The organism is Streptomyces sp. NPDC107500 (assembly GCF_055582785.1).
On sequence record NZ_JBVJPF010000002.1, the window covers coordinates 677625 to 694554 of the forward strand.

15 protein-coding genes and 1 pseudogene are annotated in these 16930 nt (G+C 73.6%); 14 read left to right on the forward strand and 2 right to left on the reverse strand.

The features are described 5' to 3' along the window. Positions 1–73 precede the first annotated feature (73 nt). The 6 genes from ACZ67M_RS09075 (at position 74) to ilvD (ending at position 7602) form a co-directional block, all read left to right on the forward strand. The gene (locus tag ACZ67M_RS09075) at positions 74–1366 is read left to right on the forward strand and encodes a D-tagatose-bisphosphate aldolase, class II, non-catalytic subunit (protein WP_469850218.1); all 1293 of its coding nucleotides are present in this window, start codon (positions 74–76) and stop codon (positions 1364–1366) included. Beyond that, a complete protein-coding gene (locus ACZ67M_RS09080; RefSeq protein WP_469850219.1) occupies positions 1363–2520 on the forward strand; it encodes an SIS domain-containing protein in 1158 nt (385 codons plus the stop codon). Before ACZ67M_RS09075 ends, ACZ67M_RS09080 begins: the two co-directional genes overlap by 4 nt. Positions 2521–2552: 32 nt before the next feature. Next, positions 2553–3590, forward strand: a complete 1038-nt coding sequence (locus ACZ67M_RS09085) for an N-acetylglucosamine kinase (protein WP_392101047.1) — start codon at positions 2553–2555, stop codon at positions 3588–3590. Between the two features lie 61 nt (positions 3591–3651). Continuing rightward, positions 3652–5013: a family 4 glycosyl hydrolase gene (locus ACZ67M_RS09090; RefSeq protein ID WP_365642494.1), complete on the forward strand. Its 1362-nt coding sequence runs from the start codon at positions 3652–3654 to the stop codon at positions 5011–5013. Between the two features lie 43 nt (positions 5014–5056). Beyond that, positions 5057–5905: a fumarylacetoacetate hydrolase family protein gene (locus tag ACZ67M_RS09095; RefSeq protein ID WP_392012100.1), complete on the forward strand. Its 849-nt coding sequence runs from the start codon at positions 5057–5059 to the stop codon at positions 5903–5905. 50 nt (positions 5906–5955) lie between these two features. Then, complete coding sequence (ilvD, locus tag ACZ67M_RS09100; protein ID WP_355825015.1) at positions 5956–7602, forward strand: dihydroxy-acid dehydratase; 1647 nt, start codon at positions 5956–5958, stop codon at positions 7600–7602. 69 nt (positions 7603–7671) lie between these two features. Here ilvD and ACZ67M_RS09105 read toward each other — a convergent pair whose 3' ends face one another. Then, entirely contained in the window at positions 7672–8655 is a 984-nt protein-coding gene (locus tag ACZ67M_RS09105; RefSeq protein ID WP_469850222.1) for a hypothetical protein, read from the reverse strand. Between the two features lie 178 nt (positions 8656–8833). On the opposite strand from ACZ67M_RS09105, the gene ACZ67M_RS09110 reads away from it, so the two are divergent. Both ACZ67M_RS09110 and ACZ67M_RS09115 read left to right on the forward strand, forming a co-directional pair. Then, positions 8834–9469, forward strand: a complete 636-nt coding sequence (locus tag ACZ67M_RS09110; RefSeq protein WP_469850224.1) for a Rossmann-fold NAD(P)-binding domain-containing protein — start codon at positions 8834–8836, stop codon at positions 9467–9469. A gap of 60 nt (positions 9470–9529) precedes the next feature. After that, the gene (locus ACZ67M_RS09115) at positions 9530–10285 is read left to right on the forward strand and encodes a DeoR/GlpR family DNA-binding transcription regulator (RefSeq protein WP_122618212.1); all 756 of its coding nucleotides are present in this window, start codon (positions 9530–9532) and stop codon (positions 10283–10285) included. A gap of 36 nt (positions 10286–10321) precedes the next feature. Here ACZ67M_RS09115 and ACZ67M_RS09120 read toward each other — a convergent pair whose 3' ends face one another. Then, the gene (locus ACZ67M_RS09120; protein WP_469850225.1) at positions 10322–10663 is read right to left on the reverse strand and encodes a hypothetical protein; all 342 of its coding nucleotides are present in this window, start codon (positions 10661–10663) and stop codon (positions 10322–10324) included. A gap of 197 nt (positions 10664–10860) precedes the next feature. Between ACZ67M_RS09120 and ACZ67M_RS09125 the strand changes: the two genes are divergently transcribed. The 6 genes and pseudogenes from ACZ67M_RS09125 to ACZ67M_RS09150 all read left to right on the forward strand — a co-directional run. Next, a complete protein-coding gene (locus tag ACZ67M_RS09125) occupies positions 10861–12165 on the forward strand; it encodes an ABC transporter substrate-binding protein (RefSeq protein ID WP_361363845.1) in 1305 nt (434 codons plus the stop codon). 32 nt (positions 12166–12197) lie between these two features. Continuing rightward, positions 12198–13151, forward strand: a complete 954-nt coding sequence (locus tag ACZ67M_RS09130) for a carbohydrate ABC transporter permease (protein WP_392012110.1) — start codon at positions 12198–12200, stop codon at positions 13149–13151. A gap of 48 nt (positions 13152–13199) precedes the next feature. Next, entirely contained in the window at positions 13200–14072 is an 873-nt protein-coding gene (locus ACZ67M_RS09135) for a carbohydrate ABC transporter permease (protein ID WP_122618215.1), read from the forward strand. Then, positions 14072–15073, forward strand: a complete 1002-nt coding sequence (locus ACZ67M_RS09140) for a D-2-hydroxyacid dehydrogenase (protein ID WP_469850227.1) — start codon at positions 14072–14074, stop codon at positions 15071–15073. The genes ACZ67M_RS09135 and ACZ67M_RS09140 overlap by 1 nt, the downstream gene beginning before the upstream one ends. Then, on the forward strand, positions 15063–15836 hold the full coding sequence (locus tag ACZ67M_RS09145) for a DeoR/GlpR family DNA-binding transcription regulator (RefSeq protein WP_392101062.1): 774 nt from the start codon (positions 15063–15065) through the stop codon (positions 15834–15836). Before ACZ67M_RS09140 ends, ACZ67M_RS09145 begins: the two co-directional genes overlap by 11 nt. Positions 15837–15902: 66 nt before the next feature. Next, a pseudogene (locus tag ACZ67M_RS09150) lies at positions 15903–16727 on the forward strand (class II fructose-bisphosphate aldolase); the annotation flags it as partial. Positions 16728–16930 lie beyond the last annotated feature (203 nt).

The window sequence follows — 16930 nt, forward strand, 5'->3', positions numbered from 1 at the left end:
CGCCCGACGTCCCGGCACACCCCGTACCACCTGCCACTTCCCCGTACACACCTGCACCAGAACCGGAGACACCATGCCGAGCCCGTGGGACCAACTGGTACGAGACCAGAAGTCCGGGATCCCGGTGGGGATCGCGTCGGTCTGCTCGGCCCACCCCCTGGTCATCGAGGCCGCGGTCCGCCAGGCGCTGGCCACCGGGCGCACCCTGCTCGTCGAGGCGACCTCCAACCAGGTGGACCAGGACGGTGGTTACACCGGCATGCGCCCGGCCGGCTTCCGCGACCTGGTCCACCGGATCGCCGCGGAGCACGGCCTGCCGGCCGACCGGATCGTGCTGGGCGGTGACCACCTCGGCCCCAACCGCTGGCGTGCCCTGCCCCCGGAGGAGGCCATGCGCAAGGCGGAGGTGCTGGTCGCCGCCTACGTCGAGGCGGGGTTCACCAAGATCCACCTGGACTGCAGCTTCTCCTGCGCCGGTGATCCGGTACCGCTCACCGACGACCTGGTCGCCCGGCGCGCGGTGCGGCTGATCCGCGTGGCCGAGCGCACGGCGGGACCGAGGGCCGCCGGGCTCCGGTACGTGATCGGCACCGAGGTGCCGGTCCCCGGCGGTGCGCACGAGTCGCTGCACGAGGTCCCGCCCACCGCCGCGCCGGCCGCCGGGGCGACGCTGGAGCGGCATCGCGCCGCCTTCGCCGAGGCGGGTCTGTCCGGTGTCTGGCCCCGGGTGCTCGCGCTCGTCGTCCAGCCGGGGGTGGAGTTCGACCACCACCGGGTGTTCGGCTACCGGCGGGCCGCGACGGACCGGCTGCGCCGGGTCCTCGACGGCCAGCCGCACATGGTCTTCGAGGCCCACTCGACCGACTACCAGTCGGCCGCCGCGCTCGGCGAACTGGTGGCCGACCACTGGGCCGTCCTCAAGGTCGGCCCCGGCCTGACCTTCGCCCTGCGCGAGGCGCTGTTCGCGCTGGCGGCCATCGAGGACGAGCTGGTCGGCCCGGACCGGGCGTCCCGGCTGGCGGCCGTCGTCGAACGCCGCATGCTGGAGCGGCCCGGCTGGTGGCAGGGGTACTACGAGGGCGACACGCGCGAGCGCTACCTCGCCCGCCGCTACAGCTACAGCGACCGGATCCGGTACTACTGGGCGGATTCCGAGATCACGGCGGCCCAGTCCACGCTCTTCGGCAACCTCGACGCCGCCGGCATCCCGCTGCCCCTCCTCTCCGCCCACCTGCCCGAGCAGTACCGGCGGGTCCGCGCGGGCGAACTCGCGCCCACCCCGCGCGAACTGACCATCGACCGGGTCCGTGACGTCCTGCGCGACTACGACCGGGCCTGCACCCCCCTGATCAAGGAGTCCGCGTGACCGCCCCCCTCAGCCCCGCCCCCGCCGCCCCGGCCGGTGCGGAGCACACCCACCGGGAGATCGCCCAGCAGCCCGAGCTGTGGCAGCGGGTCGACCGGATCGTCGCGGACGACCGGCCGCGGCTGGACGCCTTCCTCGCCCCGCTGCTCGCCGACCCCCGGCTGCGCATCGTGCTGACCGGCGCCGGCACCTCCGCCTACGCCGGGGAGATCCTGCGCGCGGCGTTGGCCGCGCACACCGGGCGGCGGGTGGACGCGATCGCGACGACCGACATCGTCGCCGACCCGCACGGCTGCCTCGGGGAGGACCTGCCCACCCTGCTGGTCTCCTTCGCGCGGTCCGGCAACAGCCCGGAGAGCACCGCGGCGACGGCAATCGCCACCACCCTGCTCGGCACCTGCGCCCACCTGATCGTGACCTGCAACGCCGAGGGCGACCTCGCCCGGCTGCACCAGGAGCGGTCCGACTCGCACGTGCTGCTGATGCCCCCGGAGGCCGAGGACCGCGGCTTCGCCATGACCTCCAGCCTGAGCTGCATGCTCCTGGCCGTCCTCCTGGTCCTCGGGCGGCACCCCGAGGGCGGCGTGGACCCGCTCGCCCAGGCGGCGCGGGCCGTCGTCGGCGACGCGCTCGGCGCCCGTGTCGACGCCTTCACCGCCGACGCCCCGGACCGGGTGGTGTACCTGGGCAGCGGCGCGCTCAAGGCGCTCGCCGGGGAGTCCGCGCTCAAGCTCCTGGAGCTGACCGGTGGCGCGGTGGTGTCCTGGGCGGACTCCTCGCTCGGGTTCCGGCACGGGCCCAAGGCCTTCCTCACCGACCGCACCTCGGTCGTCGTCTACGTCTCCAACGACCCGTACACCCGCCGGTACGACCTGGACATCCTCGCGGAGATGCGGGCCGCCCTGCCGCCGGGGCGCGTGGTCGCCGTGGCGGGCCGCGCCGAGGGCCTCACCTTGGACGACGGCACCTGGCTGCTGCCGGGGATGGCGGACGCCGACGACGCGGCGCTCGCGCTGCCCGCCGTGGTGTGCGCGCAGCGGGTGGCGCTGAACGCCTCCCTGGGCCGCGGCATCCGGCCCGACAACCCCTTCCCCGACGGCGAGGTCAACCGCGTCGTGCAGGGCGTCACCGTGTATCCGCTGCCCGGACGCTGAGCGCGTTCGCCCGAACCGGAGAGGAGAGCCGCATGGCCTCCGTGAAGCCCGTGCGGGACGCCCGTCACCCCGCGCCCGACGCCGTGTTCCTCGGTGTGGACGGCGGGGGCACCAAGACCGCCTTCTGCCTCGTGGACGCCTCGGGCACGGTCCGTGCCAGGGCTACGGGTCCCGGCACCTCTCCCTCCGACGAGGCCGGCGGCGACGGATCGTTCGGCACCTACCCGGTGCTCGCCGAGGGCGTGGCCCGGGTGTGCGCCGAGTCGGGCGTCGCCGCCGCGGACGTGACCCACGCCTTCTTCGGGCTGCCCGCCCACGGGGAGTCGCCCGCGCTGACGGCGGCCCTCGACGCCCTCCCCGCCCGCCTGCTGGGCCACGACCGGTACGGCGTCGGCAACGACATGGTCTGCGCCTGGGCCGGTTCGCTCGGCCTGGCCTCTGGGATCAACGTGATCAGCGGCACCGGGTCGATGGCCTACGGCGAACGGGCGGGGCGGACCGCGCGTACCGGGGGCTGGGGCGAGCTGTTCGGCGACGAGGGCTCGGCCCACTGGATCGCCGTGCGGGGACTGAACGCCTTCACCCGCATGAGCGACGGCCGGCTCGCCCCCGGCCCGCTGGCCGACGTACTGCGCCGCGCGCTGGGCCTCGGCTCGGACCTCGACGTCGTGGGCCGGGTGCTGTACGGCGGGCTCGGCCGGGACGGCGTCGCCGCCCTCAGCCGCCGGGTCACCGAGGCCGCCGAGCTGGGCGACCCCGTCGCCGGGGCGATCCTCGCCCGCGCCGGGCGGGAGCTGGCGCTGCTGGCGGACGCGGCCCGGGAACGGCTCGGCTTCCCCACGACCGAGCCGGTCCCCGTGTCGTACTCGGGCGGGGTCTTCGGGGCCCGGCCGGTGGCCGATGCCTTCCGCGCCGAACTGACCCGCCTGGACGCCCGCTTCGACCTGCGCCCGCCCCTGTACGCACCCGTGGTCGGCGCCGCCCTCCACGCCGCGTCGCTGGCCGGCACCCCGCTGGACGACACGGCCCGCGCCGTACTCCGGTCACCGCAAGGCCCCCCGGCGCCGTAGCGCCGCCAAGACGCACTCGCGCCGCCCCACCTCCGGGCGGTCCCGCCGAAAGGAACCCCTGATGTCCGACACCCGCGTGCTCGTCCTGATCGGCGCGGGCAGCGCCGTGTTCACCCGCGGACTGCTCGCCGACCTGATCACCGCGGACGACCTCGGGTCCTGGGAGATCCGCCTGGTCGACGTCAACGAGGAGGCGCTGGCCGTCGCCGCGCGGCTCGCCCGGCGCATGGTCGAGGCGCGGGAGGCCGGGAACCGGATCACCGTCCGCGCCTCGGCCGACCGGCGCACCGAACTGCCGGGCGCGGACTACGTGGTGACCTGTGTCGGCGTGGGCGGACGCCCCGCGTGGCAGCGGGACCACGAGATCTGCCAGGAGCACGGCGTCTACCAGCCGGTCGGCGACTCGGTGATGCCCGGCGGCATCTCGCGTCTGCTGCGCACCGTACCGGTGATGGTGGACGTCGCCCGCGACATCGCCGACCTCGCGCCGGACGCCTTCTTCTTCAACTACAGCAACCCGATGACGGCCAACGTCCAGGCCATGACCCGGTACGCCGGCGCGCGGCCGGTGGGCCTGTGCCACGGCATGCACCACGTGCAGCGGGAGCTGGCCGCGTTCGCGGGGCTGCCCTTCGAGGAGACCTCGACGCTGTACGCGGGCATCAACCACCTCACGTTCATCTACGACTTCCGGCACAACGGCAAGGACGCCTGGCCCGGGGTGCGGGCGCGGATGGAGCGGGAGCTGGCCGAACCCGCGGACCCGGCGGACATCGGCGCCATCTGGGAGAACGGCAAGGCGTGGCACAACCCGTTCTCCTGGGAGATCTTCCGCCGCTACGGCGCCTACCCGGCCGCCAACGACCGGCACGTGCTGGAGTTCTTCCCCGAGCGCTGGGCCGGGGGCGACTACTACGGCAAGAAGCTGGGCGTCGACGCGTTCTCCGTCCCGGAGATCCTCCAGTGGGGCGAGGACCGCTACCAGGGCATGCGCGCCCAGGCCGAGGACGACGCCCCGCTGGACGCCGCCTCGTTCGAGAACTCCACCGGTGAGCAGGAGCAGCTCATCGCGATCATCCGGTCGATCACCTTCGACCGGCGCGAGATGTTCTCCGTCAACGTGCCCAACCGCGGCTCGGTGCCGGGGCTGCCCGACGAGGCGGCGCTGGAGGTCCCGGCGGTCGCCACCGCGCGCGGGCTGCGCCCCGTGTCGGTCCCCGACCTCTCGGCGCCGCTCACCTCGATCCTGGCCCGCCGTCTGACCTCGGTCGAGCTGGCGACGGAGGCCGCGATGAAGGGCGACCGCGGCCTGGTCGTCGAGGCGATGATCGCCGACGGCGCGGTCACCGACCCGGACGCGGCCGTCGCCCTCACCGACGCGCTGCTCGACGCCCAGCGGGCCTTCCTGCCCCGCTTCGCCTGACCGACCCGCGCCCACGGGTCCCCCGTATCCCCTTGGAGACCAAGTGAAGATCAGCCGTATCCGCCACCAGGGCCGGGTGTTCGCCGCCCGCGTCGAGGGCGACACCGTCCACCCGGTCGTCGCGGAGGACGACCGCTTCATGGCCGACGCCGTCCGCGACCTGATCGCCGACGGCACCGCGCACGACGTGCTCCGCGCGGACGTGCCGGGCGTGCCGCTCGCCGACGTCGAGGTGCTGAGCCCGCTCGCCGCCCCGCAGAAGATCGTCTGCATCGGCCTCAACTACGCCGACCACATCCGCGAGACCGGACTGGAGACCCCGAAGGTCCCCCTCGCCTTCGTGAAGACCGCCCACTGCCTCACCGGCCCGACGGCGGACGTGCGCGTGCCCCGCGGGGCGAGCGAGCAGCTGGACTGGGAGGCCGAGCTGGCCGTCGTCATCGGGCGGACCGCCCGCGACGTGACCGCCGAGCGGGCCATGGAGCACGTCTTCGGCTACACCGTGGCGAACGACGTGTCGGCGCGTGACGCCCAGTTCTCGGACGGGCAGTGGTTCCGGGGCAAGAACTTCGACGACTTCTGCCCGCTCGGGCCGTGGCTGGTCAGCGCCGACGACATCCCCGACCCGCAGGCGCTGGCGATCTCCGCCAAGGTCAACGGCGCCACCGTCCAGGACAGCTCCACCAAGGAGATGATCTTCGGGGTCGCCGAGACCGTCGCGTACCTCTCCCGCTACATGACGCTCCACCCGGGCGACGTCATCGCCACCGGCACGCCGCACGGCGTCGGCATGGGCCGCACCCCGCAGCTGTGGCTCGGGGACGGCGACGTCGTGGAGGTCGAGGTGGAGAACGTCGGCCGGCTCCGCAACACGGTGCGCCTCACCGGCTGAGGCCACCTCTTCCCTCTTCCCACCGTCCCGCCACCAGCAGGAGGACCGCGATGAACATCGCCGACGACCCCGACCGCGCGCCGGCCCGCTCGCACCTGTACGCCATGGGCCTGACCGACGACGACATGCGCAGGCCCACGGTGGGCATCGCGTCCACGTGGACGGGCACGATGCCCTGCAACCTCACCCACCGCGACCTCGCCCGGCACGTGGCCACCGGTGTGCGCAGGGCGGGCGGCACGCCGATGGAGTTCAACACCGTCGCCGTGTCCGACAACCTCACCATGGGCACGCCGGGCATGCGGGCGTCGCTGGTCAGCCGGGAGGTCATCGCGGACTCCATCGAGCTGATGGGCCGCGCGCACGCCTTCGACGCCCTGGTCTGCATCGTCGGCTGCGACAAGACGGTGCCCGCGGCGATGATGGCGATGGCCCGCCTGGACATCCCCGCCGTGCTCCTCTACAGCGGCAGCATGATGCCGGGCCGCTGGCGCGACCGCGACGTGACGATCCAGGACATGTGGGAGGCCCTGGGCGAGCGCGCGGTCGGCCGGCTCGGCCAGGAGGACGTGGACGACCTGGCCCGCAACGCCTGCCCCGGGGCGGGTACCTGTGCGGCCCAGTACACCGCCAACACCATGGGCGCGGTGGCCGACTTCATGGGCCTGGCACCCTTCGGCGTCGGTGACATCCCCGCGGTCGCCGCCGAGAAGCAGGCCGCCGCCGAGCGCGTGGGCGAGGTCGCCCTGGACGTCTTCGCCCGGGACGTGCGCCCGTCGCACATCCTGACGCGGGACGCCCTGTACAACGCCATCGTGTCGGTCGCCTCGATGGGCGGGTCCACCAACGCGGTGCTCCACCTGCTGGCGGTGGCCCGCGAGGCGGGTCTCGACCTGGCGATCGACGAGATCGGCGCGATCTGCCGCCAGGTCCCCATCGTCACCGGCCTCAAGCCCTCGGGGCCGCACACCGCGGTCGACCTGTGGCGGGCCGGCGGCACCTCGCTGGTGGCGTCCCGGCTGCGGGACGCGGGGCTGCTGCGCGAGAACGTGACCCTCGTCGACGGCCGCTCCTTCGCCGACGTGGCCGCCGACGCCCGGGAGGCGCCGGGCCAGGACGTGGTGGCGAGCGTCGCCGAGCCGGTGAAGGGGCCGGGCGCGCTCGCCGTGCTGCACGGTTCGCTCGCGCCCGACGGCTGCGTGCTCAAGCTGGGCGGCCGGGCCGACTTCCGGCGCGAGGGCCCGGCGCGGGTCTTCGACTCGGAGGAGGAGTGCTTCGAGGCCATCCAGGGCGGGCACGTGCGCGCCGGCGACGTGGTCGTCGTCCGGTACGAGGGACCGGCCGGGGGCCCGGGCATGCGGGAGATGCTGTCCATCACCGGCGCGCTGGTGGGCCAGGGTCTCGGCGACTCGGTCGCGCTCGTCACGGACGGCCGGTTCAGCGGCGTCTCGCACGGCCTGGTCATCGGCCACGTCGCCCCCGAGGCGTACCGGGGCGGACCCATCGCCCTGGTACGGGACGGCGACACCGTGGCCGTCGACTCGGCCGCCGAGACCCTCGACCTGCTCGTCGACGACGGAGAACTCGAACGCCGCCGCGCCGCCTGGACCCGCCCGGAGCGCCTCGCGGAACGCGGCGTCTTCAGCAAGTACGTCGCCACGGTGGGCTCCGCCTCGGACGGCGCGGTCACCGTCTGACCGGCCGCACGGCACCACGACAGCCCGGGCACCCGCCCGGGCTGTCGCCTTTCCCCGCGCCGGGGACGTTCAGCGCCGGTGCACCGGCCGCGTACCGCCGTCCTCGCGAAGGACCGTGCTGAGCAGGGAGCGGGCGGCCGGTTCCGTTCCCGGGCCCCGGTCGGTCAGGTGCCAGAGGGTGTCGCCCCGGCGGACGACCAGGTCGGTGCGCCGGGGGTCGTGCCGGACCGGGGTGGCCGCCAGTGCGGTGACGGGGCCGGTGCCGGGGAGGGTGAGGCTCCGGCGGCGGTCCGTGCCGGGGCGTACGGCGACGAGGTCCGCGCCGCCGTCCGACAGGAACACCAGCGGGCCGTCGGTGCCGTGCACCGCGGCGGCGTGCTGGGCGCCCGGCAGGGTGGACACGACGCCGTCGGCGCCCGTCCAGTGGCTGCTCGCGCGGGAGAGGGTCAGGACGGCGGGGCGGGTGGCGTCCGGGGCGGCCACCAGGGTCACCGCGTGCGGGGCCCGTCCGTCCGGGCCGGTGGGCCCGGGTGGCGCGACGGGGGCCCAGAGCAGGTCCGGGTAGCCCGCCGGGTCGGCCCGGTACAGGCGGCCCGGCACGGTGCCGGGGTCCGGGGACAGGAAGGTCCACAGCGCGCCGTCGGCGGTCTCGGCGAGCGCGAGCGCCGGGAAGGGGCGGGCCGGGGGCGGCTCCTCGGCCGTGAACGCGGCCTCAGGGCTCCAGCGCAGGCGGTGCGCCGCGTCGCCGGAGCGGGCCAGGACCTCCAGGTGATCGGGACCGTTGCGGCTCTGAAGGACGCGTATGTCGTCGTAGCGCCGCCCGGCGGCGAAGTGCAGGCCGCCGCTCCACTCGCCGGGGGGCGGCGCTCCCTCGGGCGTCCCGGTGCCCTCGGGGTCGGTGTTGTGCCACAGCACCCACAGGCCGTCGTCCTCGTCGCAGAGCACGAGCTCCAGGTTGCCGCGCTCGCCGTAGCGGCCCTGGGCGAGGCCGACGCCACCGCGCGACGGGGGCGGGGGTGCGCTGGTGAGGGAGGGGGAAGGGGCAGCTGCCATGGGGCGTCCTCGTCGCGGCCGGCCGTGGGGATCTGGTGGCGGGGGCGCCTGGCCGGCTGACCGCCCGCACCACGTCGGCACCGTCGCACACCCCGGAACGCGCGTCAATGAGCACAGACAAGCAAAAATGCGCAGGATGGCTTGCATCGACAGGAGGTACGGCCAAGACTGAGCGCTCATGGACTCCAACGGCAACGGCACCAGCAACGACGACCGCGACGACGGCACCGAAGCCCCCCGCGCCACCCCGCACCTGCTGGTCGTGGGAGCGACGGGCGCGCTGCTCCCCGCGGTCCGTACCGCGACCGCGCGGGGCGCCACCGTCACGGCGCTGGCCAGGAACGCCGCCGCCCTGCGGGACCTGGAGCGCGGCACGGGCGGCGCCGCACGGCCGCTGGCCCGCGACTTCGAGGCGCCCGGACTGCGCGAGGCGCTGTCGCGGGCCGCGCGGGAGAGGCCGTTCACCGGCGCCCTGCTCTACTGCCCCCTCGCCACCCCGGCCACCGTGCGCACCCTGACCGGGGCCGTCCCGGCGGGACGCCCCGTGGTCCTGCTGCTGACCAGCGCCCACGCGGCACCGGAGGGCGAGGTGGACGACGCCGGCCCGTGGGACCCCGCGTTCCTTCCCTCGGACGCGCGGCCCACCCCCGGCTGCCGGCTGCTCGTCCTGGGCTGGCGGACCCGGCCGGAGGGCTCGCGGTGGCACACGGCCGAGGAGATCTCCGAGGCCGCGCTGCGCCTCCTGGACGCCGCCCCGCCCGGCGACGCGGTCCTCGGACGGGTACGCCCCTGGCCGACGCGTCCGTCCGCGTAAGGTTTCCTGCACGACAACGCCGTACACGCCACGGCCTGGGAACGAGGGACGAGGGAACGCATGCTGGGCGCCGAACGCCGCAACAGGCTGCTGGAGATGGTGGGCGAGGCCGGCGTGGCACAGGTGGGCCTGCTGGCCGAGCGGCTGGGTGTCAGCCCGTCCACCATCCGGCGCGACCTCTCCCACCTCCAGGACCAGGGGCTGCTCAACCGCACCCACGGCGGCGCCGTCGCCCAGCAGTCGAGCGAGGAGCCCGACCGGCCCGCCCGTACCGACGTGGCCTCGTGGGAGAAGCGGCAACTCGCCGAGGCGGCCGTCCGCTACCTCCAGCCCGGCGCCACCGTCCTGATCACCGGCGGCACCACGACGGCGGCGCTCGCCCCGTTGCTCGGCGGGATACCGGAGTTGACGGTGGTGACCAACTCGCTCCACCTCGCGGGCGAACTCGCGCACCACGAGACGGTCACGACGGTCGTGCTCGGCGGCTACCTGCGGCACCGCGAGATGTCACTGCTGGGGCACCTGACCCGGCAGGCGCTGGAGGAACTGCACATCGACGAGGCGTACGTCGGCGCGTACGGCATCAACGCGGCCGGGATCAGCGGCGCGCACGTGGACGAGGCCGAGACGGACCGCTGGCTGCTGTCGAAGGTGCAGCGGGTGACCGTCCTGGTGGACGGTTCCAAGTTCGGGCGTTCCGGGCCGGTGCGGGTGGCGTCGTCCGCCCGCCTGCACCGGGTGATCACCGACGGCTCGGCGCCCGAGGCGGAGGTGGCCGCACTGGCCGCCGCCGGTGTGGACGTGGTCCGGGTCTGACCCGCGGGGCCGGGCGGCCCCCGGCCCACCGCCGCCTCAGCCGCGTGCGGCCCCGGCGACCGGCGCGAGCCGTCCGGCGCTCCACTCCGTCCACACCCCGTCGTGCGGCACGTCCCACTCCCCGGCCAGGGTCCGGCCCAGCGCCCGCAGCGCGGCGTCCGTGGCCGCGGCCGGGCGCTCCGAGCCGTGCACGACGGCGAGCGGCCAGGCGGCGACGGGCGCCTCTCCGGTGACCGTGACGGCCGCCGGGGCCAGTACGGCCACCACACCGGAGTCCGGCAGACCCAGCTCCGCCGCGACGGCCCGGCACAGGGCGGTCAGCCGTGCCGTGTCCCGATCGGGGCCCGCGCTGGGTGCGGTGACCTGGATGACCGGCATGCCCTACCTCGTCTCGTCGCTCATCACTCGGGGGATGCGCCGACGCTAAGCGGTCCCCCGCACAGCGTCAAGGGAAAATGAGCAAAAGAAAGCATGACTTGCTTGTTATTGACTGCTCTTGGTGAGGGGGATAGAAAGCAGTCATCGCCGGCCGCGGACCAGGCCGGAACCCGCCCTTGACATCTGGAGGTTGCCGCATGTCCGTCACCAGGCGCGCGCTGCTCGGCGCAGCCGTGGCCGGAGCCGGAGCGGTCGGTTTCGCGCGTCGCTCGGGCTTCACGCCCTCCAACACCGGCAGCGCGGGAGCGGACACGCTGACCTTCGCGCTCTGGGGAACCGAGGCGGAGACCGCGTCGTTCCGGTCACTGGCCCGGACCTACGAACAGCGCAACCGGGGCATCCGGGTGCACATCAAGGTCGAGCCGTACCAGCAGATGTACACCAACATGGACGCCCTGCTCGCGGGCGGCCGCGCCCCCGACCTGTTCCGCTGCGACTACGCCAACCTCGGCATGTACAGCGCGAGCGACCAACTCCTCGACCTGTCACCGTACTTCAGCGAGGCGGAGCGCAAGTCGTTCCTGCCCGCGCTGTGGGAGGCGGTCTGCCACGACGGCCGCCCGTACGCGGTCCCGCACCACACCGACACCACCGCCGTCCTCTACCGCAAGGACATGTTCGAGCGCGCGGGCATCACCGAGGTGCCCCGGCGACTCGAAGACGCCTGGACCTGGGACGAGTTCGGCGAGATATGCGCAAGACTGAGCAAGAAGCTCGATCACGTCTACCCCTTCACCTACGGGTGGCAGCAGGCGGGCGCGTTCCGCTGGCTGACCTGGCTGTGGGCGGCGGGCGGTCATCTGCTCACCCGCGATCTGAGCGCTCCGGCCCTCGAATCGGCCGCCGGACTGCGGGCCATGCGCTTCACCCAGGACTTCTTCCGCCAGGGCTGGGTCCCGCCCAACAGCTCGGTCAAGACGGCGTCCTACCCCGACTCCCTCTTCAACGCCGGTACCACGGCGATGGCCTTCGCCGGTGACTTCCTGCTGCCGCAGATCGTCGCGGGCGGCCTGGACCCGGACCTGTACGGCGTCACCTACCAGCCGCGCGACCGGACGGCCGCCACCGACCTCGGCGGCAACGCCGTGGTGGCCACCCGCACCACCGAGAACCCCGAACTGGCCGCCGACTTCCTCAAGTTCCTGGTGAGCGAGGAGATCATGCGGCGCTACTGCGAGGAGACCGTGGTCCTGCCCACCCGGCCGGCCCTGCTCCAGAGCCGCCTGGACTACGCGGAACGGCCCGACCTGATGCCCGTCTTCGCCGATCAGGCCACGACCCTGACCCCGGCCATGACCGGCGAGGTCGCCGTGCCCTACTTCGGCCGGATCAACGCCGCGCTCCAGGACGAGCTGGAGGCCGCCTTCGTCAGCGGCCAGTCGGCCGAGGCGACCCTCCAGAAGATCGCCGACGCCACCCGCGCGGCCATCGCCGCCCAGTGAACTCCTCCTCTTCCTCCCGCCACGGAGCTGCCATGGCCACCGTCACCTCACCCGCCCGCACGTCACCGGCCGCGAAACCCGCCCCGCCCCCGGGCCGGCGCCGGACCAGGTCCGCCGCCCGGGTGCGCGAGACCGTCGCCGCCTGGACGATGCTCGCCCCCAACCTGACCCTGGTCACCGTCTTCCTCCTGGTGCCCCTGGTCATGGCCCTGGTGCTGAGCTTCCAGTACAGCACCGGGCTGACCTCCCCGACCTGGGCCGGGCTGGCCAACTACCGGCAGCTCATGGGTGACCCCGTCTTCTGGCGGACCGTGGCCAACACCGCCGTGTTCTGCGTGGCGACGGTGCCCGTCGAGATGGCGATGGGCCTCGGTCTGGCGCTGCTGTTCAACTCGGTGATGCCGGCCCGACCGCTGTGGCGCACCCTCGTCTACCTGCCGATGGTCATCTCCGGGGTCGCCACGGCCCTGATCGGCACCCTGATGTTCGACGAGAACATCGGCCTGCTGAACAAGCTGATCGGCACGGTGGGGATCGACGCGCTGCCCTGGCAGACCGACGGCACCGCGGCCATGGGGTCGGTCGTCCTCATCACGCTGTGGATGCGGGTCGGCTTCAACATGGTCATCTACCTGGCCGGACTCCAGGGCATCTCGCCCGAGCTGTACGAGGCGGCGCGGGTGGAGGGCGCGGGCTGGTGGCAGCAGGTACGCAACATCACCGTGCCGATGCTCGGGCCGTCCACCTTCTTCCTGCTGATCATGAACGTCATCTACTCGTTCCAGGTCTTCGACACCGTCTTCGTGATGACGCTCGGCGGACCCGGCCACGCCACCGACGTCATGATCACGTACGCGTACCGCAACGGCTTCGAGGGCCGCCAGCAGGGCTACGCGGCGGCGATCGGCATCGTGCTCTACCTGCTGGTCATGGCCTTCACCGCGCTCCAGTGGCGCTTCAGCCGCAACCGGGACACGGTCGGCTGACCCCTCCCCCGGCTCCCCGTTCCCCCGTTCCGTCCCGAAGGACCCCCGATGTCCACGATCTCGACGCAACTCCCCGGTCCGGACACCCGCCCGGGCGCCCGGCAGCGGCGCGCCAAGCGCCTGAAGTACCTGCGGGTCGCGGCGGCGGCGCTCGCGGGGCTGGCCATGGCGCTCCCGCTGTACTGGATGCTGCTGACCGCCTTCTCGCCGCTGTCCGATCTGCACACCACCAGCCTCCACTGGTGGCCGAGCGACCTCACCCTGGAGAACTTCCGCACCGTCTTCGCCTTCCCGGTGTGGACCTGGGCGATGAACTCCACGGTGATCACGTGCTGCGTGGTCGCGGTCACCGTCACGGTCAACCTGCTGGCCGGCTACGTCTTCGCCAAGATGCGCTTCCGGGGCCGCAGCCTGGTCTTCCTGCTGCTGCTGAGCACCATGACGGTGCCCGTGCAGGTCCTGATGGTGCCGCAGTTCAAACTCGTCAGCGGCATGGGCCTGTTCGGCAGCTTCTGGGCCGTCATCCTGCCCGCCTCCTCCACCGCCTTCGGCATCTTCCTCGCCCGCCAGTTCATGCTGGGCATCCCCGACGAGATCCTCGAGGCCGCCCGCATGGACGGCGCCGGCCAGATACGCACCTTCGTGACCGTGGTGCTGCCGCTGTGCAAGCCGCTGGTCGCCGTGCTGTCGCTGCTGACGTTCCTGTACCAGTGGAACGACTTCGCCTGGCCGCTGACCGTCCTCAAGGACTCGCGGCTCTACACGCTCTCCGTCGGCATGCAGTTCGTGAACGGCGAGTACACCGCCAACTACGGCGCGATCATGGCGCTCGCGCTGCTGTCCGTCCTGCCCATGGTCGTCATCTTCCTGTGCTTCCAGAAGTACTTCGTCCAGGGTTTCGCACGATCGGGAATCAAGTAATGACCCACTACCTCAGCACCCTGTCCTTCTCCGACGCCTGGCTCGACCGGCTGCGCGAGCGCGTCCCGGGTCTGGAGATCACCCAGATAACGGCCGAGAAGGCCGCCGACGTCCCCGACGAGGTGTGGCGGCGCACCCGCGTCCTGCACACCGGCGGGGTCTTCCCCGGCCCCGGCCAGGCACCGGCGCTGGAGTGGATCCAGCTGGACACCTCGGGCGCGGACCACCTCAAGGGCACCCCCGCCTGGGAGCTGCCGGTCCCCATCACCTCCATCGGCGGCATCTCACCGGTGCCGATGGCCGAGTACGTGATGATGATGGTCCTCGGTCTCGCGCACCGGCTGCCACGCGCGGTGGCCGTCCAGCGGTCCGGGGTCTGGCCGTCCCTGAGCGAGCGGTGGAACACCCTGATGCCGCGCTCCCTGCGCGGCGCCACCCTCGGCGTCATCGGGTACGGGCGGATCGGGCAGGAGATCGGCCGGCTCGCCCGCGCCCACCACATGGAGGTCCTCGGCCTCAAGCGCGGCCGGGCGGCCCGTTCCGGTGCCTTCTTCGGCGCCGCCGCCCGGGACGAGGCGGACGCCGAGATCTACACCCCCGACCGGCTGCACGACTTCCTCGCCCGCTGCGACTACCTGGTGGTCACCTGCCCGCTCACCGAGGAGACCGCGGGCATGGTCGACGCCGGCGCCCTGGCCGCGCTCAAGGAGGGCGCGATGGTCGTCAACGTGGCGCGCGGCGGCATCGTCGACGAGGAGGCGCTGCTGCGCGCGCTGCGCTCGGGGCACGTGGCCGGGGCCGCGCTCGACGTCTTCGACGAGGAGCCGCTCGGCGCCGACAGCCCCTGGTGGACCGAGCCGGGCGTCCTGCTGACCCCGCACGTGGCGGGCTTCGCGCCGGACTACGAGGAGCAGGTGCTGCGGCTGGTCGGCGAGAACATCGAGCGGCACCTGAGCGGTTCGGACCTGCTCAACCTGGTGGACCGCGGCCGTGGCTACTGACTTCCTCCTCGCCCCCCAGCGCCATCACGCCGTCCTGGACCGGCTGCGCAGCCGGGGCGCGGTGAACGTCGTCGAGCTGTCCCGGCTGCTGCGCATCAGCCCCTCCACCGTCCGGCGGGACCTGCGGGACCTGGAACTCCAGGGGCTGCTGCGCCGGGTGCACGGCGGGGCCACCGCCCTCGCCGACTCCGTGGAGCCCGACCAGCCGGTCCGCGCGGCCGAACAGCCCGAGCAGAAGCGGCGTATCGCGGACACCGCGCTGTCCCTGATCCAGGACCGCAGCACCATCCTGATCAGCGGCGGGACCACCACGGAGGCGCTGGCAGGTCGGCTCACCGAGCGCCGGGGGCTGACCGTCGTCACCAACGCCCTGCCCATCGCCCAGATCCTCGCCGCCAGTTCGTCGACCGACGTGATCGTCCTCGGCGGCGTGCTGCGCCACCGCGAGCAGTCCCTGCTGGGTCACCTGGCGGAGCTGGCGCTGAGCGAGCTGCAAATAGACCAGGTCTTCAGCAGCGCGTACGGCCTGCACGCCGAGGCGGGTCTGACCGGTGCGCATGTCGACGAGGCGCAGACGGACCGGGCGCTGCTGAGCGCCGGGCACGACATCGTGGTGCTCGCCGACGAGTCGAAGCTCGGCCGCCGGGGACCGGTCCGGCTGGCCCCGCTGGCGCGGGTCGGCACGCTGGTCACCGACGCCCCGCCCCATCACCCCGTACCCGCCGCCCTCGCGGCCGGCGGCGGACGCGTCCTGCACGCCTGATCACCGACGGCGGTCCGCCGTACGCGGCCCGCCCCCATGCGAGAGACCGAAGAGAAGCCACAAGCCATGCCTCTGACAGCCACCTCCCACGTCGTCGACCTGGCGATCCGTTCCGACACGGCGGCCCTGGCCTTCAACGTGATCACGCTGGAGCACGCCCAGGCGATCGCCGCCGCCTGTGAGCGCACCGGCCTGCCCGCCATCCTCGCCGTCAGCCACAACGCGGTGCGTTACCACGGTGACGACCCGGCGGTGATCGTCGCCGCCTGCGCCGCGGTGGCCCGGCGCTGCCGTGTCCCCCTGTCCCTGCACCTCGACCACATCGAGGACCCCGAACTGGCCTGCGCGGCCCCGGACCTCGGGTGCACGTCGGTGATGTTCGACGCCTCCCGGCTCCCGCACGACGAGAACGTGCGGGTCACCGCCGAGGTGACCGCACGCCTGCACGCCCGGGGCGTGTGGGTGGAGGCGGAGCTGGGCGAGATCGGCGGCAAGGACGGTGTGCACGCCGCCACCGCCCGTACCGACCCGGCCGAGGCCGCCGCCTACGTGGCCGCCACCGGTGTGGACGCGCTGGCCGTCGCGGTCGGCAGTTCGCACGCCATGACCACCCGCACCGCCCGCCTCGACCAGGACCTGATCGCCCGCCTGCGGGACGCGGTGGACGTCCCCCTGGTGCTGCACGGGTCGTCGGGCGTGCCCGAGGCCGAACTCCGCGAGGCCGTCCGCAACGGCATGCGGAAGATCAACTTCGGTACGCACCTCAACACCGCGTTCACCGCCGCCGTCCGGGAGGCGCTCGCCGCCACCGACCGTGTCGACCCCCGCCGCTACCTGGCCGCCGGCCGGGAGGCCGCGTCCGAAGCGGCCGCCGCCCAACTGCGTCTCCTCGCCCCCGCGTCCCCGGCCGCCGCCGGGCCCGTCGAGAAAGGCTCGCCCATGCCCTCCGCCCCCACCGGTCCCGAGCCGGTCGCCGACCCGCGCCAGGTGCTGACCGACGCCGGTGAACGCGCCCTCGAACGCGAGGGCATCCCCATGTTCCTGGCCCTGCAGAGCGTCGAGGCGCGGCCGGCGGCCGAGGAGTCGGTGCGCGC